Annotated in this window: 24 protein-coding genes and 1 tRNA gene; 11 read left to right on the forward strand and 14 right to left on the reverse strand. The window is 61.2% G+C overall.

Annotation, left to right across the window (positions count from 1 at the left end):
• Positions 1 to 18: 18 nt before the first annotated feature.
• From M0H32_RS09840 to leuB, 3 genes are all read right to left on the reverse strand, one after another.
• A complete protein-coding gene (locus M0H32_RS09840) occupies positions 19 to 2193 on the reverse strand; it encodes a methyl-accepting chemotaxis protein (protein WP_248153416.1) in 2175 nt (724 codons plus the stop codon).
• Between the two features lie 229 nt (positions 2194 to 2422).
• Positions 2423 to 2842: a hypothetical protein gene (locus M0H32_RS09845; protein ID WP_248153417.1), complete on the reverse strand. Its 420-nt coding sequence runs from the start codon at positions 2840 to 2842 to the stop codon at positions 2423 to 2425.
• Between the two features lie 185 nt (positions 2843 to 3027).
• Positions 3028 to 4140 carry a 3-isopropylmalate dehydrogenase gene (leuB, locus tag M0H32_RS09850; protein WP_248153419.1) on the reverse strand — a complete coding sequence of 371 codons (1113 nt, stop codon included), beginning with the start codon at positions 4138 to 4140 and terminating at the stop codon, positions 3028 to 3030.
• A 634-nt stretch (positions 4141 to 4774) separates the two neighbouring features.
• On the opposite strand from leuB, the gene M0H32_RS09855 reads away from it, so the two are divergent.
• A complete protein-coding gene (locus M0H32_RS09855) occupies positions 4775 to 5008 on the forward strand; it encodes a hypothetical protein (protein WP_248153421.1) in 234 nt (77 codons plus the stop codon).
• A gap of 68 nt (positions 5009 to 5076) precedes the next feature.
• Here the strand turns inward: M0H32_RS09855 and M0H32_RS09860 are convergent, their stop codons facing one another.
• From M0H32_RS09860 to M0H32_RS09900, 9 genes are all read right to left on the reverse strand, one after another.
• Positions 5077 to 5850, reverse strand: coding sequence for a sulfite exporter TauE/SafE family protein (locus tag M0H32_RS09860; protein ID WP_248153423.1), 774 nt, complete (start codon positions 5848 to 5850; stop codon positions 5077 to 5079).
• A gap of 1 nt (position 5851) precedes the next feature.
• Positions 5852 to 6646 carry an AlbA family DNA-binding domain-containing protein gene (locus M0H32_RS09865; protein ID WP_248153425.1) on the reverse strand — a complete coding sequence of 265 codons (795 nt, stop codon included), beginning with the start codon at positions 6644 to 6646 and terminating at the stop codon, positions 5852 to 5854.
• A 206-nt stretch (positions 6647 to 6852) separates the two neighbouring features.
• Positions 6853 to 8025, reverse strand: coding sequence for a M20 aminoacylase family protein (locus M0H32_RS09870; protein WP_248153427.1), 1173 nt, complete (start codon positions 8023 to 8025; stop codon positions 6853 to 6855).
• 152 nt (positions 8026 to 8177) lie between these two features.
• A complete protein-coding gene (locus M0H32_RS09875; protein WP_248153429.1) occupies positions 8178 to 8837 on the reverse strand; it encodes a class I SAM-dependent methyltransferase in 660 nt (219 codons plus the stop codon).
• A gap of 1 nt (position 8838) precedes the next feature.
• Positions 8839 to 9264, reverse strand: coding sequence for an EVE domain-containing protein (locus M0H32_RS09880; RefSeq protein WP_248153431.1), 426 nt, complete (start codon positions 9262 to 9264; stop codon positions 8839 to 8841).
• Positions 9265 to 9555, reverse strand: a complete 291-nt coding sequence (locus M0H32_RS09885; RefSeq protein ID WP_248153433.1) for a YciI family protein — start codon at positions 9553 to 9555, stop codon at positions 9265 to 9267. It abuts the gene before it with no gap.
• Between the two features lie 309 nt (positions 9556 to 9864).
• Positions 9865 to 10872: an NAD(P)H-dependent glycerol-3-phosphate dehydrogenase gene (locus M0H32_RS09890; protein ID WP_248153435.1), complete on the reverse strand. Its 1008-nt coding sequence runs from the start codon at positions 10870 to 10872 to the stop codon at positions 9865 to 9867.
• The gene (locus M0H32_RS09895) at positions 10859 to 11335 is read right to left on the reverse strand and encodes an NUDIX hydrolase (RefSeq protein ID WP_345779326.1); all 477 of its coding nucleotides are present in this window, start codon (positions 11333 to 11335) and stop codon (positions 10859 to 10861) included. Before M0H32_RS09895 ends, M0H32_RS09890 begins: the two co-directional genes overlap by 14 nt.
• Before the next feature lie 26 nt (positions 11336 to 11361).
• Positions 11362 to 11865: an NUDIX hydrolase gene (locus M0H32_RS09900; protein ID WP_248153440.1), complete on the reverse strand. Its 504-nt coding sequence runs from the start codon at positions 11863 to 11865 to the stop codon at positions 11362 to 11364.
• Between the two features lie 237 nt (positions 11866 to 12102).
• Between M0H32_RS09900 and M0H32_RS09905 the strand changes: the two genes are divergently transcribed.
• Positions 12103 to 12498, forward strand: a complete 396-nt coding sequence (locus M0H32_RS09905; protein ID WP_248153442.1) for a hypothetical protein — start codon at positions 12103 to 12105, stop codon at positions 12496 to 12498.
• 15 nt (positions 12499 to 12513) lie between these two features.
• Here the strand turns inward: M0H32_RS09905 and tsaD are convergent, their stop codons facing one another.
• Positions 12514 to 13584: a tRNA (adenosine(37)-N6)-threonylcarbamoyltransferase complex transferase subunit TsaD gene (gene tsaD, locus M0H32_RS09910; RefSeq protein ID WP_248153556.1), complete on the reverse strand. Its 1071-nt coding sequence runs from the start codon at positions 13582 to 13584 to the stop codon at positions 12514 to 12516.
• A 129-nt stretch (positions 13585 to 13713) separates the two neighbouring features.
• Between tsaD and hemC the strand changes: the two genes are divergently transcribed.
• Complete coding sequence (hemC, locus tag M0H32_RS09915) at positions 13714 to 14640, forward strand: hydroxymethylbilane synthase (RefSeq protein ID WP_248153444.1); 927 nt, start codon at positions 13714 to 13716, stop codon at positions 14638 to 14640.
• A gap of 7 nt (positions 14641 to 14647) precedes the next feature.
• Complete coding sequence (locus M0H32_RS09920) at positions 14648 to 15364, forward strand: uroporphyrinogen-III synthase (RefSeq protein ID WP_248153446.1); 717 nt, start codon at positions 14648 to 14650, stop codon at positions 15362 to 15364.
• 20 nt (positions 15365 to 15384) lie between these two features.
• On the opposite strand, the gene M0H32_RS09925 is transcribed toward M0H32_RS09920, so the two are convergent.
• A complete protein-coding gene (locus M0H32_RS09925) occupies positions 15385 to 16041 on the reverse strand; it encodes a hypothetical protein (protein ID WP_248153448.1) in 657 nt (218 codons plus the stop codon).
• Between the two features lie 58 nt (positions 16042 to 16099).
• Between M0H32_RS09925 and M0H32_RS09930 the strand changes: the two genes are divergently transcribed.
• From M0H32_RS09930 to M0H32_RS09960, 7 genes are all read left to right on the forward strand, one after another.
• Positions 16100 to 17434, forward strand: coding sequence for a COG4223 family protein (locus tag M0H32_RS09930; protein ID WP_248153449.1), 1335 nt, complete (start codon positions 16100 to 16102; stop codon positions 17432 to 17434).
• 78 nt (positions 17435 to 17512) lie between these two features.
• Entirely contained in the window at positions 17513 to 19396 is a 1884-nt protein-coding gene (locus M0H32_RS09935; RefSeq protein ID WP_248153450.1) for a heme biosynthesis HemY N-terminal domain-containing protein, read from the forward strand.
• Between the two features lie 180 nt (positions 19397 to 19576).
• Positions 19577 to 19652: transfer RNA gene (locus M0H32_RS09940), tRNA-Thr, on the forward strand.
• 95 nt (positions 19653 to 19747) lie between these two features.
• Positions 19748 to 20551 carry a hypothetical protein gene (locus tag M0H32_RS09945; RefSeq protein WP_248153452.1) on the forward strand — a complete coding sequence of 268 codons (804 nt, stop codon included), beginning with the start codon at positions 19748 to 19750 and terminating at the stop codon, positions 20549 to 20551.
• Positions 20552 to 20632: 81 nt separating this feature from the next.
• Entirely contained in the window at positions 20633 to 21436 is an 804-nt protein-coding gene (locus M0H32_RS09950) for a hypothetical protein (RefSeq protein ID WP_248153453.1), read from the forward strand.
• A 257-nt stretch (positions 21437 to 21693) separates the two neighbouring features.
• Positions 21694 to 22515: a response regulator gene (locus tag M0H32_RS09955; protein ID WP_248153455.1), complete on the forward strand. Its 822-nt coding sequence runs from the start codon at positions 21694 to 21696 to the stop codon at positions 22513 to 22515.
• A gap of 287 nt (positions 22516 to 22802) precedes the next feature.
• A complete protein-coding gene (locus tag M0H32_RS09960; RefSeq protein ID WP_248153456.1) occupies positions 22803 to 23546 on the forward strand; it encodes a hypothetical protein in 744 nt (247 codons plus the stop codon).
• The last annotated feature ends 116 nt before the right edge of the window (positions 23547 to 23662 follow it).

The raw sequence follows: 23662 nt of genomic DNA on the forward strand, positions 1-23662 counted from the left end.
GCACTGCCCCGTCCGCAATCATGCCGCCTCGAACCTGTCTTCGGCCTCCGTTTGCCGCCAGACCTCGGCGGACAGGAACTCCTCAACCGCGCCGCTCAGGGTGGAACTGACAGCCGACAGGGTTCCGGAGAGCTGGTCAATCTCGCTGGAACTGTTGCGGGTGGCGTCGATCGATCCCTGCAGGCCGGCAACATTGCCGGCGGCTCTTGTGCTGCCGTCGGCGGCCATGGACATGGCCTTGCTGATTTCGCCGGTGGCCGCCCCCTGTTCCTCGACGGCGGACGCAATGGCGGTGGTCATTTCCTGGACACTGTCCATGCGCGTGCCGATGGACCGGATCGCCTCGACCGCCTTGAGCGTGGAGGTCTGCACGGCGGCAACCTGCGCGGAAATCTCGTCGGTCGCCTTGGCTGTCTGCGTGGAGAGTTCCTTCACTTCCGCCGCGACCACGGCAAAACCCCTGCCGGCCTCGCCGGCGCGCGCCGCTTCGATTGTGGCGTTCAGCGCCAGAAGGTTGGTCTGCTCGGCGATGTCACGGATCATGGAGATGACGGCGCCGATTTTTTCAGCCGCCCCCGCAAGGGCCGTGACATCCCGGTCGGTGGCCTGGGCCGCCTCCGCCGCCTCGCGTGTGGTCAGCAGCGCCTTGTCCGAGTGCTGGTTGATTTCCTCGATGGAAATCCGCAGCTGTTCCGCCGCGACGGCAGATGCCTGTACGCTTTCATCCGATTGGCGGGAGGCCGACAGGGCGCCGTCCGCGTCGGTTGAAGCCGACCCTGCCGCGTCCACCAGCGTCTGGGCGGTGGCGTTCATCACTGAAGACAGGCTTGTCAGCCGGTCCTGAACCTCCGAGATCCGTGTCCGGAAGAGGTCTACTGTCCGGTCCATCTCCTGGCGGCGCCGGTCTTCCGATGCACGCCGCGCCGCGGCAGCCTCGTTGTTGCGCCTGACCTCGACCGCGTTGTCACGAAAGACGGCTACGGCGCGTTTCATGTCGCCGATCTCGTCCGCCCGGTCGGTACCGTCGATATCGATCTCCAGATTACCGTCGATCAATTCGCGTATGTTGCGGATCAGCTGGCCAAGAGGCCGCGTGATCGTGGTGGCCAGGCCAAATCCGCCCGCAACCGCAGCGACGAACAGAACGAGGCCGACGCCGGCCATCCAGGCCTTCAGACTGCTCAGGGGGGCCATGACCTCGTCCTCGGATTGCATGGCGAAGATCGCCCAGGACGTTCCCAGGAAGTCGAGCGGCACGCCAGCCTGTGTGAAGCGGCTGTCACGATGGCTTGGACCCGTGAACAGCGCGGGCGTACCGTTAAGAACCTCACCGGCCGCCTCGTTGCCGACCCGGGTCGTCAGAATGTCATTGGCCTCGGAAAACCTGGAATCGTTCCGCAGCAACCGGTCGCTGCCGACAATGACGGTTTCGCCCGTCGCGCCGAGGCCCGCGGATCGGCTCATGATCGTATTAATCCGGTCGATTGGCATCTGGAAGGCGAGAACGCCGATCGCCTCGCCGTCTTTCTCGATGCGTTTGGCAATGAAACTCGCCGGAGCGCCATGGCTGGGCGCGTAGGCTTCGAAATCGAAAAAATGGTTCTGGCCGTTTGGGCTGTGGGCCGCGGCCCGGAAGGCATTGCCGAGGTCGGTGCCGGACCAGGGGCCGCCGGCGTTGAAGGCGGTGGCGAAATCCTCTTCCTTGAAGACGGTGTAGACGAGGTCACCCTCCATGTTGAACAGGAAGATGTCGTAATAGCCGCGTTCGGTCAGAAAAGCGCGAAACCAGGGATGATAACGGGCGTGGACCGCGTCGTACTCTGTGCCGGAACCGGCCGCGTCCAGAAGATGTTTTTGTCCGAGGGGATTGGGGTTTTCGGCGATATAGGCAGTCTTCAGCGCAGCGGTCGCGTCGCCCTTGATGGCGGTGAAGGCTGCGGAAAACTCTTCCAGGGCCTGCTGCGTGAACGGCAATTCGCTGACAAGCAGGAGATCCGCCTCGATCGCGCTGAGATAATCCGACAATTCGGTGACTCGGCCCTGGGCGATGGCCTGCAATCTGCTTTCTGTCAGTTCGCGGATTTCCTTCGCAGCGGAAAAATAGCTGCTCAGGCCAATGCCGGTGCCGACGCTCAGTGCAACCCCTAAAATGGCTGCGGGAATCTTGTAGCGAATGGAAAGACTATTCCACATGGAACCCTCCAGATTTCAATCCAGAGTTATTGAATGAGGTTAATACCTGTTTAAATCTGAGGTTGTGTTGATGAAAAACTGGGCAGTTTTGATAGGTTGTAGATGGCAAAAATCGAGATGTTTATTCAACGGTTTTGGGAAAAACAAACAGTTTCAAGATTTTGCAAAAATACTTCTCGCAAATTCACGTTGGGAGAGTAAGCGGAGATCTTGAGATTTTTAACGTTGATTATTGTGCGCGGCGGTAAACCGAAATGTTCTTAAAGCTTGCAACATCTACCAAGTGCACAGTCTGGGTCACCGTCAGCGTGCCGCCGTCGTCGGACAGTTCCCGCTCCGCTTTCATGATTGTCAGGCCGCCGCGGCGGGCTTCGGACACCAGGTTGCGGTCGTTCTGAAAGACCAGCCGCATGGCGTCTACGAGACCGCTCTTGCCGAGCTTGACCTCCGGCCCGTCAGGCACGGCCTCGAAGGAATCGTTGGTGACCTCACCGTCTGCTGAGACCTGGTTCATGGTGAAGACGGCCATGCCGAAATTGTCGTCGATCTTTAGCGTGGCGCTTTTCGGCGGCTCGCCCTGCTCGAAGTCGCTTTCCTCCGTATCGAGGATCCAGGTGCCGAGAAAGGGCGCAAGTTTGTCTTCGTTCATGGGACCAACGGGAGTTTGAATGAAAAAGCCGCCACCGGGATACCCTCCAGATCAACGACAGTTCAACCGAAATCGCTTGAGCTGTCCAAAGTTGATCGCAGTGAAACACATGCACCCTGCGTTCTATTGAACGCAGGGTGCATGGACGGCTTTTCGCGCAATAGTCGTTTTACACTGGCTGGAAATCAGGCGCTGAGCGCGTCGAGTTCCGCGACGATGGCGTCGCCCATCTCGGAGGTCGACACGGTTGCCTGGCCTTCCGAGGCGATGTCCTTGGTGCGCAGGCCCTTGTCGAGGGCGTTGGCGATCGCCTTGTCGAGCTTGTTGGCCGCCTCGATTTCCTCGAAGGAATAGCGCAGCGCCATGCCGAAACTGGCAATCATGGCGATCGGATTGGCGGCGCCCGTGCCGGCAATGTCCGGCGCCGAGCCGTGGACCGGCTCGTACAGCGCCTTGCGCTTTCCGGTGACCCCGTCCGGCGCGCCGAGCGACGCCGACGGCAGCATGCCGAGCGAGCCGGTCAGCATGGCGGCAACGTCGGAGAGCATGTCGCCGAAGAGGTTGTCGGTGACGATGACGTCAAACTGTTTGGGCCAGCGCACCAGCTGCATGCCGCCGGCATCGGCCAGCATGTGCTCCAGCTGGACGTCTTGATAGCCGTTCTTGTGGGTCTGGGTGACGACTTCGTTCCAGAGCACACCGGATTTCATCACGTTGCGCTTTTCCATTGAGGTCACCTTGTTGCCGCGGGTGCGGGCAAGGTCGAAGGCGACGCCGGAAATGCGTTCGATCTCGTAGGTGTCGTAGACCTGGGTGTCGATGCCGCGTTTCTGGCCGTTGCCGAGGTCGATGATTTCCTTCGGTTCGCCGAAATAGACACCGCCGGTCAGCTCGCGCACGATCAGGATGTCGAGGCCCTCGATGACGTCCTTCTTCAGGGACGAAGCATCGGCAAGCGCCGGGTAGCAGATTGCCGGGCGCAGGTTGGCGAAGAGCTGCATGTCCTTGCGCAGGCGCAGCAGACCGGCTTCCGGGCGGACTTCGTAGGGCACGTCATCCCATTTCGGACCGCCTACGGCGCCGAAGATGACCGCGTCGGCCGCCATGGCCTTGGCCATGTCTTCCTCGGAAATCGACTGGCCATGGGCGTCATAGGCGGAGCCGCCGACCAGGCCATCGTCGGTTTCAAAGGACATGCCGCCCTTGTCATTGAACCAGGCAATGACCTTCTTCACTTCCTGCATGATTTCCGGGCCGATGCCGTCGCCCGGCAGCAGCAGAAGATTTTGAGAAGCCATGGACGCTCCATCCCGCATATTTTAGAAAAACCGATGGCGATGGGTTAGCGCGTTGGATGGGTACTTGCAAGCTGAACCCAGTTGCGAATTGCTCAACCGTTCGGGCAGGAAAGTTCAAGGACTGATAACTTAGCAAACGTGTTGTGTCGGATGAGAGTGAAAAACGGTGGAATACAGCGAAAGCAAAAAACTCATGTATTTCAATGTGGCAAAAGGTGATATTAATGTTTATTATGTAATATTTAGTATTTCTCAAATGAGAAGTGAAATAATATTAAGACTGTAGGATTGTAGAGTTGATTAAAGGTTGAGAATATTACAAATTTTTCTGAATCCTTGCTAGTATACTTGATTTTTGTTTGTATTGGAATTTGTATATTTAGTTGCAGCGCCGATGCCGAAGAAATCTTGGGTAAAATTCCGCCTCTAAATCCTGCTTGGTCATTTGAGGATCACAAGAATGAAGGCTTCCTGATATCTATGTTCCAAATTTACTCATTTTATGGATCTGTTTCGAAATATTCAAAAAACAGCCAAATCTTATTTTTATATCTGGCGAAGACTACATTGAGAATGGGCATTTGAATTTTGAAAAAACTAAGAATTTTTTCCTGGATTTACTCAGGAAATATCGATGTATTTTAAGGGAACGTCAGATAGCTGTTTAGTTTTTAAAGTTCCTGCGAAGGGGCTTACGTCTGTGGTAGGCGTGAATGATACGAAGAATTCAAAAGGAAATGAGAATCAGGAATGCGTAATTCAGGCAATATCACTATTCTTGGGTGAGGATGTTTATTCAGATATTGAGGGGGATAAATTAGAGGCAACGGGTAGAAATTTCATCGAATATTTACAAGAATTTAGATAGTTGCAGTCTTTGAATGTTGTAATTTTGATTTTTTAGTAAAGGGTGCCTGAAGAGGCTTATTATTTGAGTCAGATTTCGAACCAGCCGCGTCCCGCCTGCCAGAGCAGGTTCAGCGCCAGCGCGGTCATCACCCATCTGAAGCCGGTCTTGAAGGTCTTTTCGTCCATCTTTCCGAGCAGCTTGCTGCCGGCGAGGGTGCCCAGAAAGCCGCTAGCGATCATCAGCACGATCAGCCCGGCCCAGGGCGCGAAGGCAAAACCGAGAGCACCGAAGGCGATGATCTTGAAGATGTGCATGATCAGCGCAGTGACGGCCTGGTTGGCGACAAAGCCGTGGCGCGGCAGGCCGAGGGTGGAGAGCACCGCGCCGCCGATCGGACCGGCCGCGCCGAAGAACATCGACAGGAAGGTGGAGGCGAAGCCGGCGGCGGCCATCACCCGCTTTTGCGCCCGGCCGAATTTGGGCGCCTTGCCCCAGACGATCCACAGCACGAAGAGGCCGATGCCGGCTTTCAGGACCGCGGCCGGCAGTTCCACGGCAATCGCCCCGCCAATGGCCGCGCCGAATGCCGCGCCGATGGCGAACCAGAGCGCAATCAGCCAGTCGACATGTTTCAGCTGCACCAGCGCGCGCCCGGCATTGGAGCCGAACTGGACGACGCCGTGCACCGGCACCAAGGCGCCGGCAGGCATCACCATCGCCATCACCGCGATCAGCGTGACGCCGCCGCCAAGGCCGACAGCGGCGGTGATGGCGGAGGTCAGGAAACTCATGGCGACCAAGAGCGCGGTCGCTGCCGTACCTAGTTGATCGGGCTGGATCAGGTCCCAGAACGCGCCCATCTCAGGACCACCGCTTGTTGGCGTAGTTGACGGTCTCGCGCACGTCGAGCTTGCGCGTCGAGTTGCCGCTGCGCAGGTAGAAGACCGAGGCCTTGTTTTCTTCCAGATAGACCGCGCGCGGGGCGGGGCTGGCGATGATCATGGCAACGTCCTTGCCCTCGACCTTGGCGAACACCGTGTGGATATAGGGGCAGAGGTCGCCGCCGAGCGTTCTTGAAACGATGTCGTTGACGGTGCGCTCGAACGAGTCCAGATCCGGGCTTTTCAGCGTCGACAGGTCCTTGTCGAGACCGAGCGGCTGGCCCGCATCGTCGACGCCGATCAGAAGATGGCCGCCCTCGGCATTGAAGAACCCGGCGAGTGTCTTGGCAATGACCGTTTCCAGGCCGCGGTTGATGCGGTTTTCCTGCATGTCCCAGCGCAGCGAGGACTTGAATTCCACCCGGCCGGTTTCGCCCTGTTTCATCAGTTCGGGTATCAATGCGGTCTGTTCTTCGCGCAGGGACTGATAGGCCTTGGAGGTCTGCAGGTAATTGCGGGTGAAGATGCCGAAGGCAAGGCCGACGATGGCGCCGACGACGGTATAGGCGACCGCCACATCAAGATGGCGCGGCAGCAGCACCAGCCACAGGCGCGCGTGGAGAAATTCGAACAGGCCGGGGGCCGTTTCGGAGAAACGCGCCAGTTCCCACCAGATTACCACCAGATTGAGCGGATGGATCACCAGCACGCCGACGACGGCGCCGACCAGCAGATAGGCCGCGAGAAAGGAAAACCTGAACGGGGAAAGCGTCATAACTAAATGCCCAAAGAAAACGCCGGTCGGAACCGGCGTCACTCTTAAGGCAAAAATCTATCGTCGTCATCCCGGCCAAGCGCAGCACGAGCCGGGATCGGCGAGCCACCGGTTCTCGCGCGGGCGAAAAGACCCTGGGCCTTGGCTCCCCGGTCCCGGATCTCCGCTTTGCTGCGTCCGGGATGACGATGGAGAGGCTTGTGCCCTCAAGCCGCCGCGGGCAGGGCGGTTTCGACGAGCTTGACCCAGTAGGAGCAGCCGACCGGGATCAGGTCGTCGTTGAAGTCGTATTCCGGGTGATGCAGGCCGGCGCTGTCGCCGTTGCCGGCGAAGATGAAGGCGCCGGGGCGCTCTTCCAGCATGTAGGAGAAATCCTCACCGCCCATCATCGGCTCGATGTCCCGGTTGACCTTGCCGATGCCGGCAATGCCCTCGGCGATCTCCGCGGCGAAATCGGTCTGGGCGTCATGGTTGGCGGTTACCGGGTAGCCGCGCCGGAACGTCAGCTCGGCCTTGGCGCCGAAGGTTGCGGCGACGGAGGTGACGATGGTTTCCATGCGGGTCTGGGCGAGGTCGCGCATTTCCGGGCTCAACGTACGCACGGTGCCGCGCAGAAGCACTTCCTGCGGGATGACGTTGAAGGCGTTACCGCCCTGGAACACTGTGACGGAGACAACAACCGAATCGAGCGGATTGGCGTTGCGGCTGGCAATCGTCTGCAGCGCGGAGACCATCTGCGAACCGACGACGATCGGGTCGATGGTTTCCTGCGGTTTGGCGGCGTGGCCGCCCCGCCCGGTGATCTCGATGCGGAATTCGTCGGTGGCCGCCATGATGGCGCCCTTGCGGATCGCGAATTCACCCACCGGCATGCCCGGGAAATTGTGCATGCCGTAGACCTCGTCGATTGGCCAGCGGGTCATCAGGCCGTCGTCGATCATTGCCTTGGCGCCTGCGCCGCCTTCTTCGGCCGGCTGGAAGATCACCACGACCGTGCCGTCGAAATTGCGGGTCTCGGAAAGGTACTTGGCCGCGCCCAGCAGCATCGCGGTGTGGCCGTCATGGCCGCAGGCATGCATCTTGCCGGGGATCTTGGACGCGTAAGGCTTCTGTGTGGCTTCCTCGATCGGCAGCGCATCCATGTCGGCGCGCAGGCCGATGGTCCTGCCGGCGCCGCCGTTGCGGCCCTTGATCACGCCGACCACGCCGGTCTTGCCGATGCCCGTCGCGATTTCATCGACACCAAAACTCTGCAGGAGCTCGGCCACCTTCTCGGCCGTGCGCACCGTCTCGTAAAGAACCTCGGGGTTTTCGTGAATGTCGCGGCGCCAGGCGGTGATCTCGTCGGCCAGATCTGCAAGGCGGTTTACGATGGGCATGAAGGACTCCTGGAAGCACTGATGAACTGCGCGGTACGCGCCTGAAGCGCTAACCTATCGCAAGCTGCAGAAAGGGGAAGTGGGCGGGTGGAAAAACTTTTAAACCGAAAGAACATCCGTCGGATTGGTTCGCGGCGGATCCCAATTCCGGATTATTTTTTCGTCAGGCGGAAAACCCGGGTGCGTTTGATCTCATTGTCTTCCAGCGCGCCGACCACCGGAACCTGGTAGGCAGCCAGTTCCAGGAGGCGGCTCTGCGGCAGATAGGAGCGGCCGGGATCGCCGACCAGAACATCGATGCCGGCGGCCTGGAGCCGGTCGAGGAAGCCGAGCACCTTGTCGGCCATTTGCCGGTCGTAAAAGACATCGCCGCAAATGACGAGATCGGCCTCCGGAACGGCGGCCCCGGTGATGTCGGCCGTCTCGGCGCTGAGCGTCACCTCGTTCAGCGCCCCGTTGAGCCTGGTGGCTTCCAGCGCGAAGGGATCGATGTCGACGCAGTGGCAGGTGGCGGCGCCGGCCTTCATCGCGGCAATGCCTACCAGGCCGGAACCGCAGGCAAAGTCGACGACGCGTTTCCCGGCGACCAGCGCCGGATTGTCGAGGATGTAGCGGGCAAGCCCCTGGCCGCCCGCCCAGGCAAAGGCCCAGAAGGGCGGCGGAAGACCGAGGTCTCCCAGCTCTTCTTCCGTCTTTTGCCAGAGATCCATGGCTTCATCGGCCACATGCAGCAGGATTTCCTCCGCATGCGGGACGGGTTTGACCCGTGTTTCCTTAAGGATGAAGGCAACCGGATCCTGGATCCTGGACATCTCAGGCCGGCTCTTTCAGCCCACCCATTTCGCAGACGACCTTCCATTCCTCGGGCGTGACCGGCTGAACGGAGAGGCGCATGGAGGTCACCAGCGACATCTTTTCCAGGCGCGGTTCGGCTTTGACCTCAGCCAGCGTGACCGGCTTCGGCATGTCGCGAACGGCCTTGAAGTCTACGCATTCCCAGCGCGGGTCGTCGGTGGTGGTGTCCGGATGGATCTCGCTGCAAACCTCGACGATGCCGACCACTTCCTTGCCGATATTGGAATGGTAGAAGAACGCCTTGTCGCCAATCTCCATGGCGCGCATGTTGTTGCGGGCCTGGTAATTGCGGATGCCGTCCCACTGCTCGCCTTCGTCGCCCTTGGCCTTCTGCTGCTCCCAGGACCATTTGTCCGGCTCGGATTTGATCAGCCAGTACTGCACTTAGTTCACCTCGGGGTTCTTGATGGCCCAGTTCCACGGGCGGATTTCAACGCTTTCGAACAGTCCGGCCCGTGCGTAGGGATCTTCCTGCGAGATGGCAAGGATTTCGTCACGGTTGGCCGCCTCGATCACCACCAGAGACCCGGTCATGTTGCCATCGTCATCCAGGAACGGTCCGGCCGCCTTGAGGCTGTCGCCGAGGCCTTTCAGGAATTCGATGTGATCGGCGCGGTTGTCGAGACGTGTCTGCAGGGCACCGGCCTTGTCGGTGCAGATCAGCGCATAAAGCATGAAGAAGACCCTCAAATTGTCGAATCTGCGTCGAAACTAGGGCCGGGATCGGGGAAACTCAATGGGGGAATGAGGACAGCAAATCCCGACAGGATCAATTTTAGAGGATTGAAGCAGGCAATCGGGCAAGGCCTTCGCCGCCGGGTTTCCCTCCCCCTTGTGGGGAGGGAACAAGGGTGGGGGTCTTGAGCAAGAAAGGGGTATGGCTTCGCCATGCACCCCCATCCCTAACCCTTCCCCACAAGGGGGAAGGGGACTGGGTTGTGCCTTGCGACACCTGCAGAGCGTTCCTGCGAGGTAGAAGTCTGCCTACAGCCCCGCCGTTTCCGATTTCAGCGGGCGGGCCATGAGGGTGTTGAGGGCATCGTCGATGGTGAGGTCCTCGTCGATCATCTTCGCCACCGTTTCGCAGATCGGCACCTCGACATCGTGCTTGCGGGCCAGCTTGACCGCGACCCGGGCCGAATAGGCGCCCTCGGCAAGCTTGCCGCCGGCGGAGATCAGTTCCGAAGCCATGAAACCTTCGCCGAGACGCAGCCCGAAGGAGAAGTTGCGCGACTGGCTGGAGGAACAGGTCAGCACCAGGTCGCCGAGGCCGGAGAGACCCGTGAGCGTTTCGCCCTGGGCGCCCATGGCGGTGCCGAGCCGGGAAAGTTCGGCAAAGCCGCGCGCGGTCAGGGCGGCTTGCGCGCTGGCGCCAAGCTTGCGGCCGACGACCGCGCCGCAGGCAATGGCGAGCACGTTTTTCAGGGCGCCGCCGATCTGGGTGCCGAGAATGTCGATCGATGCATAAGGCCGGAAACAGGGCGATTGCAGTGCTTCGCACAGGCTGAGCGCGGTCTTGGCGGAATTGGCTGCCACCGTGACTGCCGTCGGCAGGCCCCTGGCGACGTCATCGGCAAAGCTCGGGCCGGACAGGACACCGGGTTCGACGCCGGGCAGTTCCTCGGCGAGTACCTTGGAGAGCAGCTTGCCGGAGGATTGTTCGATGCCCTTGGCGCAGAGCACGACGGGCCCGCGCACCTTGCCGGTTTTCTTCAGGGCGGCCAGCATGGCGCGGGTGGTCTGTGCCGGGGTCACCAGCAGCAGCGCGTCGGCATCGGCGACCTCGTCGAGGGAACCGGTCGCGGCCAGCTCCTCGTCGAAGGTGATTTTCGGCAGATAACGCGGGTTCTGCCGCTTCGAGCGGATGTCGGAAACGGTTCCGGGGTCGCGCGCCCACAGGCGTACCTCCCGGCCGGCCCGGGCTGCGGTCAGAGCAAGAGCTGTGCCCCAGGCGCCGCCGCCAATGACACCGACAGTCTTAATGGCGCCCATCGATCTGCCTTTCCATGCGCGTCCGTAATGTTTCAAGCTGCGCTCCAAACCCTTCGAAAAAGAGGGTCTCGGCGGGCGCATCCTCTGAGAACAGGTCGATCCAGAACAGGCGGAACCTTATCGGAGGTCCGCCCGTGCTTGGTGTGGTTTCGAAGTGTTCCCATTCTGTCGCGGGCTTTTCACGGATCCGGCCGTGAAAATGCCGCCGGCGATGCAGGCCGTCGAGACAATTGGGAACAGTGTCGAAGATATGGTCCTGGTCGGCGAACGATTCGAGGGCGATATCCAACGAAAGTCCGGTCTCCTCGGCAAATTCGCGCCGGGCGCCCTGAAGATAGCTCTCGCCGGGGTCGAGCGTGCCGCCGGGCACCTGCAGTCCAACTTCCGGAAAATCGGGTTCCTCAAATACCAGGAGCCCTGGCCCGCAGGTGAGGTAAATGTAGGATTTGTGGTAGATCTGCACTGTCAAATCCTTGAAAACAAACGGGTTCAGGCGGAGTTTTCCAGCAAGGCAACGCGTTCGCGCAGACCGGCAAGCGGCGCGCCGAAAGCGGCAAAGAAATTTTCCGGGTCCATCGCCCGGGCACCGAACAGGTCGATCCAGAAGAAGTGATAGCGAATCGGAACGCCGCCGCTGCTCGGATGCATTTCATAATGCTCCCATTCGTCCCGAGGCCGGGCGGCAAGCCTGACGTGATAATTGCGCCTGATATGCCGGCCGAGCAGCGGCCGGTCCGGATGCGGCCGGTACTGTCCGACCGGCGGTATCGTCTCGAACGGAAGGTCCTGGTTCGAGAACTGGTCGAAGGCGGCGTCCAGCTCCAGCCCGGTTTCCTCGGCGAATTCGCGCATGGCCCCATGCAGGAAACTTTCGCCCGGATCGATGGTGCCGCCAGGCACCTGCAGTCCAAGCCAGGGCGTGTCGGGCTCATGGAAGACCAGAAGGTCCGTGCCGCAGGTCAGATAGACATAGGCCTTGTGGTAGACGCGCATCTCTTCAAATCTGTCCTTGTTGCTGCCCTGCGGTTTCCTAACAGGCCGCATGGGCACACAAAAGGGCAAGTTTGTGATTTCTCTCGACTATTTCTGCAGAAGGAAAGGAAGGGAGGATTTTTGGATCGAAAAATTATCGTAAAACAATAATTTTTTGTTGCGTTGTAACTTGCGGAAACCTAGATATGCTGCGCCCGCCGACGGTGGCGGAAGAGCGACTTATCTTGGAGTTTTCCCTTGAAGACGACTTTCAAAAATCCGTTTCTGATCGCCCCATACGCGATTTTCCTTGGTTTGACGGCCTGCGGGCAAACGGGTTCGAATTACCGGCCGATCGTCGACGGACCGCTTGGCTATGCCTATGAAAAAGATCTCGCGCAGTGCAAGCAACTGGCCGAACAGCGCGGTCTCTTCAACGACGAAACCAAAATGGCTGCCCTGGCGGGAGCGGCGATTGGCGGGGTGGTGGGTGCCGTGGAGGCCGACGACAATACGGCGCCGGGCGGTGCGGTTGTCGGCGCGCTGGCAGGTGGCGCGATTGGCGCTGGCGGCGGAGCGATCAAGGCTCATGGTGAGCGCAAACAGATCGTCATGAATTGCATGGCCGGGCGTGGCCACCGGGTGGTCGGCTGATCCCTGAACCGGGGCCTAGACCTTTGCGCCCTTCTTGCCCGCCCCGAGCACACCGGCATTGGCCGCATCGAGGGGCCAGCGCGGACGGGGCGACAGGGCCATGTCGTCGACGGGTCCCAGCTGAAGGCGTTCGATGCCGGCCCAGGCGATCATCGCGGCATTGTCCGTGCAAAGGGTGAGCGGCGGGGCCACGAAGCGGGCGCCGGCTTCATCTGCGGCAGCCAGGAGGCTGCGCCGGATTTCCTGGTTGGCGGCAACGCCGCCGGCCACGACGATTGCAGGCTCCGCGTCCGGGTGACGGTCCTTGAACAGCGCCAGCGCCGATTTGGTGCGCGCCGCAAGGACATCGGAGACGGAGCGCTGGAAGGCGGCGCAGAGATCGCAGATTGTCTGCTCGTCGACCGGTTCCAGTTTCTTGGCCTGGGTTCTGAGCGCGGTCTTGAGACCGGCGAAGGACATGTCGAGGCCGGGGCGGTCGAGCAGCGGCCGCGGCAGTCTGAACCGTGTGACGTCGCCCTTGGCGGCCATCTTTTCCACATGCGGGCCTCCCGGATAGGGCAGGCCGAGCAGTTTTGCGGTCTTGTCGAAGGCTTCGCCGATGGCATCGTCGATGGTGGTGCCGAGTCGCTCGTAGTCGCCGACACCGCGTACAAGCAGAAACTGACTGTGGCCGCCGGAGACCAGAAGCAAAAGAAACGGAAAGGCCAGATCGTCGGTCAGCCGCGCGGTCAGGGCATGGCCTTCCAGATGATTGACGCCGACCAGAGGTTTGTTTGCGGCCATGGCGATCGCTTTGGCGGTCATGAAGCCGACGATGACCCCGCCGATCAGGCCCGGGCCGGCGGTTGCGGCGACCGCGTCGATATCGTCCCAGGAACAGCCCGCCTCGTGCATTGCCCCTGCGACGATCCGGTCAAGGATCTCGATATGAGCGCGCGCGGCGATTTCCGGTACGACGCCGCCGAATTCGGTGTGCTCGTCAATCTGCGAGCGGATGGTGCTGGACAGAATTCTCTTGTTAGCCGGACCGCACACGACAGCCGCGGCGGTTTCGTCGCAGCTGGTCTCAATGCCCAGAACCGTCAGATTGGTCGCATTGTCTTTCGAATTGACTGAAGTCATTGGTGTTGGTGCGGTGGCCTGTGTTAGGACACGTATCAATCAAGAAACATATGTCCGGCGTTCCTGCCGGGCGTAGCATCTGGACGGTAAACCTTGCAATCAAATCCTTTGCGCATCGGCACACGGGGCAGCCAGCTGGCACTGGCGCAGGCCAATGAGACCCGCGACCGGCTGATGGCGGCCCATGGCCTTTCCGAAGACGCGTTTGAAATCGTCGTCATCAAGACCTCAGGCGACAAGATCCAGGACCGGCCCTTGTCGGAAGTCGGCGGCAAGGGGCTCTTTACCAAGGAAATCGAGGAAGCGCTTCTGGATGGCCGGATCGACATCGCGGTGCATTCGTCCAAGGACATGCCGACCGTGCTGCCGGACGGTCTGGCGCTGACGGCGTTTTTGCCGCGCGAGGATGTGCGCGATGCCTTCCTGTCGCCGAAAGCCAAGACCTTGACCGATCTGAAGCAGGGCGCCGTGGTCGGCTCCAGCTCGCTGCGCCGCCAGGCAATGATCAAGCGGATCCGGCCGGACATCGAGGTGGTCATGTACCGGGGCAACCTGCAGACGCGCATGCGCAAGCTGGCCGAGGGCGCGGTCGACGCAACGCTTCTGGCGGCCGCCGGCCTGCGCCGTCTTGGGCTTGAGGGTGAGATCACCAGCCTCCTGGAAACGGATGACTTTCTACCGGCCGTCGGCCAGGGGGCCATCTGCATTGAAAGCCGGGTAGGCGATACGGCAACGCTGGAAAAACTTGCCGCCATACACGATCAGGCCACCCAGGTCCGGCTCGACGCGGAGCGGGCCTTCCTGGCGGTGCTCGACGGTTCCTGCCGCACACCGATCGGCGGCCTGGCGACACTTGACGGCGACACGCTGCAGTTCAAGGGCATCGTTCTGAAGCCGGACGGATCCGAAGCCCATGAGGCGACGGCGAGCGGGCTGGCTGCGGATGCCATCCGGATCGGGCGGTCGGTCGGCGAAGACCTGAAGGCCAGGATGGGGCCGGGTTTCCTGGCAGAGGCCTGAGCAAGGCATGCGTTTCCTGGTGACACGGCCGCAACCTGAGTGCCGGCGCACCGCGGAGCGCCTGCGGGCGGCCGGACACCGCGCCGATGAGGCGCCGGTTCTGCATTGCGTGGAAAATCCTCCGGCCCGGTTCGACCTTGCGCATGTTTCCGCCCTGGCGTTGACCAGCCGGCGTGCGATCGCGGTCCTTGCAGGGCACAGACAGAGCGCGGAGCTGCGAAACCTGCCGGTCTATACTGTCGGTGACGCCACGGCGGAGGCTGCCCGGCAGGCCGGGTTCGGCCAGATTTTTTCGGCGGACGGCGATGTCGCCGCCCTGGCGAAACTGATTCTCGATGGAAGGGACAGGATTGAGCCGGGCTCGGTGCTCTACCCGGCGGCACAGGACCGGGCCGGGGATCTGGAGGGCCTCTTGAGCGGCGGCAAATTGTCCTGCCGGACGATTGACGTCTACCGCATGGTGCAGGTCGACAGCCTGCCGGAGGAGGTGGTTTCCGCGTTGCAAACCAACGCCTTCGATTGTGTCCTGATCTATTCCAGGCGCAGCGCGGAGGCTTTTCGCGCTTTGCTTGCAGCCGCGTGCCCCGACCACAATTTTCGCCAATTGCCCGTTTACGCCCTTTCGCAGCAGGCGGGAGCACCCCTATCTGAGATCATGGATGTCCGGGTGGCGCCGGCGCCGAATGAAAATGCCCTGCTGGATCTGGCATTAACACAGTGTTAACCAGATCCGGGGGAGTCGTTCTATTGCGCTGCGCAAAAGTCTTTGCCGCGGCGGTACCGCTTCGCAAAGAGGTGTGTATAGTGAATGTCTTGGGACCGGTCGGGTTCAGGAGGAGATGAGATGGCGACGGACAAGAAATCTTCTGGCGGAACATCCTCATCGGGCGGCAGCGGCTCTGGCGCGGGCGACAAGCCCGGCAGCAGCGCTTCTTCCGCCGGCGCGGGCAAACGCCCGGTGACCATCGATCTGACGGCGGAAAAAATCGGCTCGAGTTCGAGTGGCACGAGCGCGTCTTCCAGCACCTCCAAGCCAGGCTCTGCCGGCGGCTCCTCGACCAGCGGCAGCACGGGTTCGCCCACGACCGGAAGCTCCGGATCGACCCTTGGCGGCAGCTCAGGGTCGCCTTCCTCGGGCTCCAGCACGGCGGGGCCCACCGGCTCCTCCAGCACCGCGACCGGCTCTGGAACAACGTCGAGCACCCTTGGAGGGTCGACCTCTTCAACCGGAGCCGGCAAACCAACCGACACCAAGCCGGGTTCGACAACGTCTTCGGCCAAGCCCGGCAGCACCACGTCTGCATCCAGCTCTTCGACCAGCAGTTCTTCAAGCCGGCCGTCTTCCTCAACCAGCAGCACGTCGAGCACCTCCCGGCCAGCCGGATCGACGAGTTTTTCCAATCCGCCCGCTACGGAAGAACGTGGCGGCGTCGGGGCGTTCGGCGTACTGATTGCCGCGGTGATCGGCGGTATTCTCGTCCTCGGTGGCGGCTTCGGCCTTTATCAGGCCGGTCTGGTGAAATTGAACCCGGAACAGAATCAGCAAGTCACCAACGCGCTCAAGGCCGCGGAAGGCAAGATTGCCGATCTTGAAGGCAAGCTTGGCGATGTCAGCTCAACCGTTTCCAGCCAGAACACCGGCAGCGCCGTATCGGCGCTGGAAAGCAAGGTCACTGCGCTGGAAGGCAAGCTGAACGATGCTGTGTCTTCGGCTTCGGCGGATCTCGCCCCGGCGGTCGATGCCCTGAAAAAGGACATGGAGAGCTTGCGCAGCGAAGTCGCCTCGGCTCCGAGCGGCGGCGACGGTGCGCCGGTCAACCTGAAACCGCTGGAAGACCGACTGGCGGCCCTTGAAAAATCCGCGCAGTCCGATAGCCAGGTGGATCTGGCGCCGCTGGAAAAACGCCTGAGCGACCTCGAAGCCAGCAGCACGTCCACCTCGTCCGAGGCCGACAAACTGTCCGGCTCGGTCACCGGGCTGGAAGGCCAGCTTGGCGAACTGAAGTCTACGCTCACCGATGTTGAGACCCGGCTGTCGAACACCGAAGCGACCGCCAAGGCGGCGCAAACCGCCGTGTCGACCTCGGATGTCTCGCTGAAAACCCTTGCCGACAGCCAGGCCCGGGCGACCGAAACCCTGTCCAGCCTGTCGGCGGACATCAAGTCGGTCGGCGAGGCCAATTCGGCGGCTTTGGAAAGCATCCGCGCCGAGATCGAAGCCCTTTCCAAGCGCGTCGCGGCGGTGGAAGCTACCATGGGCGATGCAACGGCCCGGGAAGTGGCCGCGCGGGCCCTGTCGGTCTCCGCGCTGAAATCGGCGGTGGATTCCGGCCGCCCCTATGAAACCGAGCTTGCGGCGGTCAAGGCTGGCCTGCCCGGCGACCTCGACCTGGCCGCGCTGGAAGCCCATGCCAAGACCGGTGTTGAACCGGTCTCCGTGCTGATTGCCCAGTTCCCGCCGGTGGCGCGCAAGGTCTACCAGACCTTCTCCGAGCCGGACCGTTCGGGCGACATCCTGGGCAGCCTGCTGTCGAGTGCGGAATCGCTGATCACCGTGCGCCGGTCCGGCAATGGTGAGGGCGATGGTCCCAATGCCGCCCTGCAGCGCATGGAAAATGCGGTCAAGGCCGGCAATCTGGCGGCGGCACTCGCCGCCTACAAGGCGTTGCCGGAGGCCGGGCAGGCCGCGGCCAGCGACTGGGCCGCGCGCGCCGAAGCCCGTGTCGAGGTGGACAGCCTCACCGACAAGGCCTCGCAGGAGGTGCTGAATGCGCTGGCGAAAAAGGACAGCTGATCGGCCGGCGTCGCGCCGGATGCCGACACAACATGACTTACGGCCGGCCGTGCCCGGCACCGCTCGGGAGCGAGAAGAATGATCCGCGTCTTCGTCTTTTTTTTCCTGCTGTTTGCCATCGCCGCGGGCTTTGCCTGGATGGCGGATCTGCCCGGCACGATCCAGATCTCCTGGCCGGTCTATGAAAACGGCGAGCAGGTCGGGACAAATATCTGGGAACAGTCGCCGACGGTTGTGGCACTTGTCGCTGCCGCCTTCCTGGCGGTGTTCCTGGGCATCGTCTGGGCCATCCGCGTCGTTCTGAAATCGCCGCAGATCGCCAGCCGCTTCTTCCGGCGCCGCCGCAAGGACAAAGGCTACAACGCCCTCTCCCAGGGCCTGATCGCGCTTGGAACCGGCAATGCCAAGCTGGCCCGGCGGCACGCGCTCGACGCCGACCGCCTTCTGGCTGACGAGCCGGCGGCGCAGCTGCTGCTGGCGCAGACCGCGCAGCTCGCCGGCAAGGACGATGAAGCCCGCCAACGGTTTGAAGCCATGCTGGAAGATCCCGCGACCAAGGCGCTTGGGCTGCATGGCCTCTTTGTCGAAGCTGAACGGCATCGCGAGCCGGTGGCCGCGCGCCACTATGCGGAAGAGGCCGCCAAGACCTCGCCGGGCCTGGAATGGGCAGGCAAGGCGGTGCTCGGCTATCAGGCCGTTGCCCATCACTGGGACGAGGCGCTGAAGACGCTGGAACGCAATTACGCCGCCAAGATGCTCGACAAGAAGACCTACCGCCGCCAGCGGGCGGTTATCCTGACGGCGCTGGCGCAGAAACTGGAAGACGGCGAGCCCGAGCGCGCCTATTCGCTCGCCAAGGAAGCGCATGGCCTTGCGCTCGACCTGGTTCCGGCCGCCGTCATCACCTCGCGTCTGGCGACGCGTCGTGGCGACATCCGCAAGGCCTCCAAGGTTCTGGAAGCCACCTGGCGCCTGTCGCCGCATCCGGACCTTGCCGAAACCTATGCCCATGTGCGCACGGGGGATGCCGCCGTCGACCGGTTGAAGCGGGTCAAGTCGCTGTCGGCGCAACGCGCCAACACGCCTGAAGGCGCCATGGCCATTGCCCGGGCGGCAATGGAAGCCCGCGAATTCGACGAAGCCCGCAAGCAGCTGAAAAAAGTGCTGCAGTCGGAGCCGACCCGGAAGGCCTTCGTGCTGATGGCCGAGCTGGAAGAAGCCGAACATGGCGACCGTGGCCGCATGCGCGACTGGCTGGCGCGTGCCGTCAGCGCGCCGATGGACAAGATCTGGATGGCCGACGGTGTCATCTCCGCCGAATGGCAGGCCGTCTCGCCGGTGACCGGCAAGCTGGATGCGTTCCAGTGGGTGACGCCGGACAGCCTGTCGGACGACGACGGCGCGATCCTGGAAGACAGCCTGTTCGAAGCGCCGGCGCTGCCGGCAGCCGGTCCGGCGACGGTAACCACCGTCAAGGAAACGGCCTCATCCGCCGGCAGGGACGACGAGGAGCCGGTCGTTCTGGAAGCCGAGCCGGTCGAGCCTGTCGCCCCGGAGCCAGCCGTGGCCGCCAAACCCGCGGCTGCGGCACCTGTCGGCAAGCAGGGCTATGAGGGCACCACGGATGACGTCAAACACAGTTCGCCCCTGAAAGACCTTCCCGATGCGGCCGGCGAGGTCTCGGCCCCTGCCAAGCCAGAGGCCAGGACGCCCGAGCCGGACGGCACAAAGGCAGAGGCAACCAGCGCGGACAAACCGGCGCCAGAACCGGACGGCACGGCCGACGGCAAGGCGGCTGCCAAATCTGGCGACGCGGACGAGGCCAAAGCAAAGTCTTCCGACAAGGACGATATGAACCGCCCGATCGAATTTCCGCTGTCGCGCATGCCTGACGATCCGGGACCCGAAGACGAGGAAGAGGACAAGGCAGACAAGACGCCCAGGCCGCGCTTCTTCAACTGAGACAATGGAGGCGCGATCCCTGGCGCCCAGGAAAGCTGCGGGCGGCGGAACGATACTTCTTCCGTCCAGAACCATGAATCGGCTCTTGCATCCGGCGCCAAGCTCCGGTAATTAGCGGCGCACTCGGCCATGTCCGAGTCGCCGCGCTTTTGAAAAGCGCCGCCTGGTTCGCCAGATTTTGCCGCTGTAGCTCAGATGGTAGAGCACGTCATTCGTAATGATGGGGTCGGGGGTTCGAGTCCCTTCAGCGGCACCACTTCTCAAGTGTCCGATCCTGAACCACGCTTTCCTTCGCAAAAGTGTGTGCCGTTTCACGTCCGCGCTTGAAAGACACTTGCCCCAGAGGCAAGCTTGAGCATGATTTTTCGGTTCGTGGCCTTTTCCTTTGTTCTCCTGACCGCTGCCTTCTGGCTGGTGTCTTCGACAACCTTGTTACCTGCCCTTGCCGGCGAGGCGATCCGGCTGCACCTCAGCTACCTGCCGCAGCGCCTGACGGAAACCAGTGGCCGGCAATACGACCTGCTGCTCGATGAGCTGCTTGACGGCGCGGATGTCGAGGTCGTGCGTCTGGTGGCGCCGCTCAAACGGACGACGGCCCTGTTCAAGTCCGATCCGGGGTCCTGTGTGTTTCCCGCCAATGTCGTCGCGCTGAACATGGGAGACAAAGTCTCCGAGGTGATGGCGCTGGAGACTGTCGATGTGGTGTCGCTGCGCCTCTACACCACCCGGAAACAGGAGACAGGTGCGGACCTGAATGACTTCGCGCCGGAACGGGTCGGCTATATCAGGGGATCTGGAGCTATTCACCTTCTCGGCCCGAAGGCGGACAGGTTCCTGGCGATCAATTCCGAGGAGCAGCTGATCGCCATGCTCGAACTGGGACGCCTGGATGCCTTTCTCGGTCACCATCCAGACACCGCACTGGCGCTGGACAAGCTCGGCAAGCCAAATGCGCTTTTCGCCAGTCCGCACGCTTTCCGGAACTTGCGATTTCCGGTGTCTTTTGTCTGTCATGACACCAAGGCCGGTCATCTTCTAAAAAGAGTGCTCGATCCGCGTATCCTCACCTTGCGCGAAAGCGGCCACCTGCGGCAGATCCTCGGGCGGCATGCAGAATTCCCGTCCTCGCAAGACCCCGAGGAAACCGTCAATTAGGCGGCCATCATCTCGCGCGGCGGTGCCCGTGGCAGCAAAGCTGCTTGAAACAGGCCCTCGCGAGAGGCAGACTGGGCGACAATGAATGGCACGGTCCGACACGCATTCCTGCTGCTTTCCGCCGTTTGGCTCGCCAGTCCGCTGAACGGACCTGCTGCCTTTGCTGCCGATGACATCACCCTCTACCTGAACCAGCTGCCCCATCGTCTGATGCAAGGCAGTGGCAAACAATACGATCTGTTTCTGGAAGAGATCCTCGCGGACAGCCCGATGAAAATTTCGCTGGAGCCAGCACCTCTGACACGGTCGAAAACCAGTTTCCTCGGCGATGAAAAATCCTGCCTGTTTCCGACGAACCTTAGAGCGATGAGGGTCAGTGACGATGTCGCCAACCGCCTGGTGACGTCCGAACAGGTCGATATCGTCTCGCTACGCCTTTATACCGCCGGCAAGGCGTCGCCCGACGCGCGCATAGCCGATTTCGAGCCGGAACGTGTCGGCTATATCAGGGGATCCGGCGCCATTCATGCACTGGGCAAAAACGCGGACCGGTTCGTGCCGATCGAGTCGGAGGAGCAGCTGATCCGGATGGTCGAACTGGGTCGGATCGATGCGTTTGTGGGCCACCATCCTGACACGGCGCTGGCCCTGGATCAGCTGAACATGCCAGACGCGCTGCATGTCAGTCCGCTGAATTTCATGAACCTGCGCTTTCCCGTCACGTTCATTTGTCACGACAACGCCGTCGGACACCGCTTTCTGAACGCGGTCAACCCGCGCATCCTGGATATGCGTTTGAACGGGCGACTGCGCGAGATCCTGGGGCCGCATGCGGAGTTCAGGTTGTCGGAAGAACCGAAGGATCCTGGCCCTTTCACTGAGTAGAAAGCAGGTTTCCATGACTGCCAACACCTTCTGGAATACTTGACGTTCGCGTCATTTTACAAGGAGAATTTGCGTTCTAACGTAATATCTAAAGGGTGGATTCTTGGTGTTTTTGTGTTCTTCTGGCCATGACTCAGGGTTGCAATTTGTAATACAAGTGCCAGTAACCGAAAATACACGATTGTTTCACTAAAATGCTTGTCAAATTAGACAAGGCCTCGAGCCCCTGGGCGCGCAGCGCGAAGAGGTGACCGAAATTGCTGCATAAAATGATCCGCGTTCTGGTCGCAGATGACACCGCCATCGCACGCGAAGTCGTGAATGACGGCGTCAAAGTTCACCGCAGCAAACGCTATATCGAAGTCGACAATGTCGACAATGGCCAATCCGCGCTCGACATTCTGAAGCGCAAACAGATAGATATCGCCTTCCTCGACATGAACATGCCCGGGCTCAGTGGTCCCGAAGTGGTCGCCGCCATGCGTGAGACCAAGTCGACCAATTGTCTGACGGTCGCGATCTCCGCCAGTCTGGACGAGAAGACCGAATCCCTGCTGCGCGAGTTGCACGCCTACCATTTCCTGAAGAAGCCGTTTCACTCCGAAGAGGTCGCGGAGATCATCGCCACCTACATGACGATGACGGCGGCCTATCCGATCCTGATCGTCGACGACAGCGCAACGATGCGCAAGCTGACGCGCAAGATCCTGGAGGAGAGCCGGTTCAACTTCGAGATTTCGGAGGCCGACAGCGCCCAGTCCGCTCTGCGCGCGTTGGCATCCGGCAAGTTCCGGCTGGTGCTGACGGATTTTCACATGCCCGGCGTCGACGGCATCGAGCTGGCCGGATCTATCCGGGATCTGTCCAGCAAGATCGGCATCTACATGATGTCGACAAACGACACGTCCTATCTGGAACGCTCGGCGGCTTTCGTGGGCATCAACGGGTTCCTGAAGAAGCCGTTCAACGCCGACGACATTGACACCATCATGCACGAGTTCCTGGCGCTGCATGCGCCGAAATTCGGCAAGGTGCGGGAAAAGTTCAGCTTCCTGGGGCGGGAGTCGAGGGCGTCCTGAGCCTCGGTATTTCTCAGTCCACGCGATTGTTTCCATTTAGACCTAAAATTTCGCCACGCCGATTTCCGGCTTGGTTACATTGATGTTGGATAGTTCGAGCCTCTGCTTGATTTGAAGTGGTTCAGTTGATTCAATGAAAGAATCGGTCAGTCTTCCCCCAGTTCGTATCGGTTCCACGGTTTGATTGCTTGGAGAGCGGTGTGGGCAAAACAGCAAAACTTGAACTTCTTCGCCGGATCATACCCTTATGCCTCAGCGTTCTCAGCATCGTTGGCGGCTATTTTTTCATGTCGGTGCTGAGCAGCCTGTTGTGCCTGATTGCCGCCGCCGGCATCTATGCAGCGTTGCCCAGACCCAAGGCACCGTCCGGCGCCATCAAACCGGTCTGCCAGCCGTCGGTGATCGTTCTCGATGGCATTGGCATGGTGCTTGGCGTCGCATTCTTCTCCTTGGCGCTGATCGGCATGAGCGACTGGGGCGGAGCGGCGGCCCTGGCCGCGCTGTTTTGCCTGGCCCCTGCATCCCTTTCGCTGGTCCTGTTCGTCGTTGCGGCCCGTCAGGAAACGTCCTGGGTTCGCTTTTTCAGCAATGGTTTTGAATTCACCCAGTTCGGTTTGAAGGTCCGGGTGATGTACGAGGAGCTGAAAAAAATCGAGGTCCGCCTTTGGGAAGCCTCTGGCTGGGCCGCCTGGTGGCAATCGACGATCGGCTCCAGCGGGCCGCGGTCAGCTGTTCTATTGAACGGCGCGGAAAGCACCAAGACGCTGGTGTTCAAGCGCAAGGACGGCGCCAAGTTCACGATTTCCTCAGAGCTGATTCCCGATCTGCAGCGCATCCTGATCAGCATCGACCGCGCCGGCATGGAGCTTCCGGACGGCATCAGCGACTATCAGCGCAGGAAGATCCGCGAGCGCCGCGAGCGCATGTATGGCGGCCCGGAGCGCGAAGCGCCGCCGGCCACGTCGGAGCAAAAGGACGTCGCCCGCATCGCAGCCCTGATCGAACATGCCAGGCGCAACACCGGCAGTTGAGAATTTTGGTTTGGTGGCTGGAATGCTTATTTAAGCGGTCGCCACAACCTTGGACGTCATCCTGATGAGGACCTGCGCACCTCCTCATGATGACGACAGTCTTTTCGGCAAGCGGG

The sequence above is a fragment of the Roseibium sediminicola genome, from assembly GCF_023156505.1.
Taxonomy (GTDB): domain Bacteria; phylum Pseudomonadota; class Alphaproteobacteria; order Rhizobiales; family Stappiaceae; genus Roseibium; species Roseibium sediminicola.

Bases quoted from the DNA above. Each gene is read 5' to 3' on its own strand.
- M0H32_RS09960 (WP_248153456.1), top strand. From the start codon at position 22,803: ATGTCGGTGCTGAGCAGCCTGTTGTGCCTGATTGCCGCCGCCGGCATC.
- M0H32_RS09950 (WP_248153453.1), top strand. From the start codon at position 20,633: ATGAATGGCACGGTCCGACACGCATTCCTGCTGCTTTCCGCCGTTTGG.
- M0H32_RS09860 (WP_248153423.1), bottom strand. From the start codon at position 5,850: ATGGGCGCGTTCTGGGACCTGATCCAGCCCGATCAACTAGGTACGGCA.
- leuB (WP_248153419.1), bottom strand. From the start codon at position 4,140: ATGGCTTCTCAAAATCTTCTGCTGCTGCCGGGCGACGGCATCGGCCCG.
- M0H32_RS09870 (WP_248153427.1), bottom strand. From the start codon at position 8,025: ATGCCCATCGTAAACCGCCTTGCAGATCTGGCCGACGAGATCACCGCC.
- M0H32_RS09840 (WP_248153416.1), bottom strand. From the start codon at position 2,193: ATGTGGAATAGTCTTTCCATTCGCTACAAGATTCCCGCAGCCATTTTA.
- M0H32_RS09885 (WP_248153433.1), bottom strand. From the start codon at position 9,555: ATGCTTTATGCGCTGATCTGCACCGACAAGGCCGGTGCCCTGCAGACA.
- M0H32_RS09845 (WP_248153417.1), bottom strand. From the start codon at position 2,842: ATGAACGAAGACAAACTTGCGCCCTTTCTCGGCACCTGGATCCTCGAT.
- M0H32_RS09865 (WP_248153425.1), bottom strand. From the start codon at position 6,646: ATGACGCTTTCCCCGTTCAGGTTTTCCTTTCTCGCGGCCTATCTGCTG.
- M0H32_RS09890 (WP_248153435.1), bottom strand. From the start codon at position 10,872: ATGGGCGCCATTAAGACTGTCGGTGTCATTGGCGGCGGCGCCTGGGGC.
- M0H32_RS09855 (WP_248153421.1), top strand. From the start codon at position 4,775: ATGTATTTTAAGGGAACGTCAGATAGCTGTTTAGTTTTTAAAGTTCCT.
- M0H32_RS09935 (WP_248153450.1), top strand. From the start codon at position 17,513: ATGATCCGCGTCTTCGTCTTTTTTTTCCTGCTGTTTGCCATCGCCGCG.
- M0H32_RS09900 (WP_248153440.1), bottom strand. From the start codon at position 11,865: ATGCGCGTCTACCACAAGGCCTATGTCTATCTGACCTGCGGCACGGAC.
- M0H32_RS09920 (WP_248153446.1), top strand. From the start codon at position 14,648: ATGCGTTTCCTGGTGACACGGCCGCAACCTGAGTGCCGGCGCACCGCG.
- M0H32_RS09875 (WP_248153429.1), bottom strand. From the start codon at position 8,837: ATGTCCAGGATCCAGGATCCGGTTGCCTTCATCCTTAAGGAAACACGG.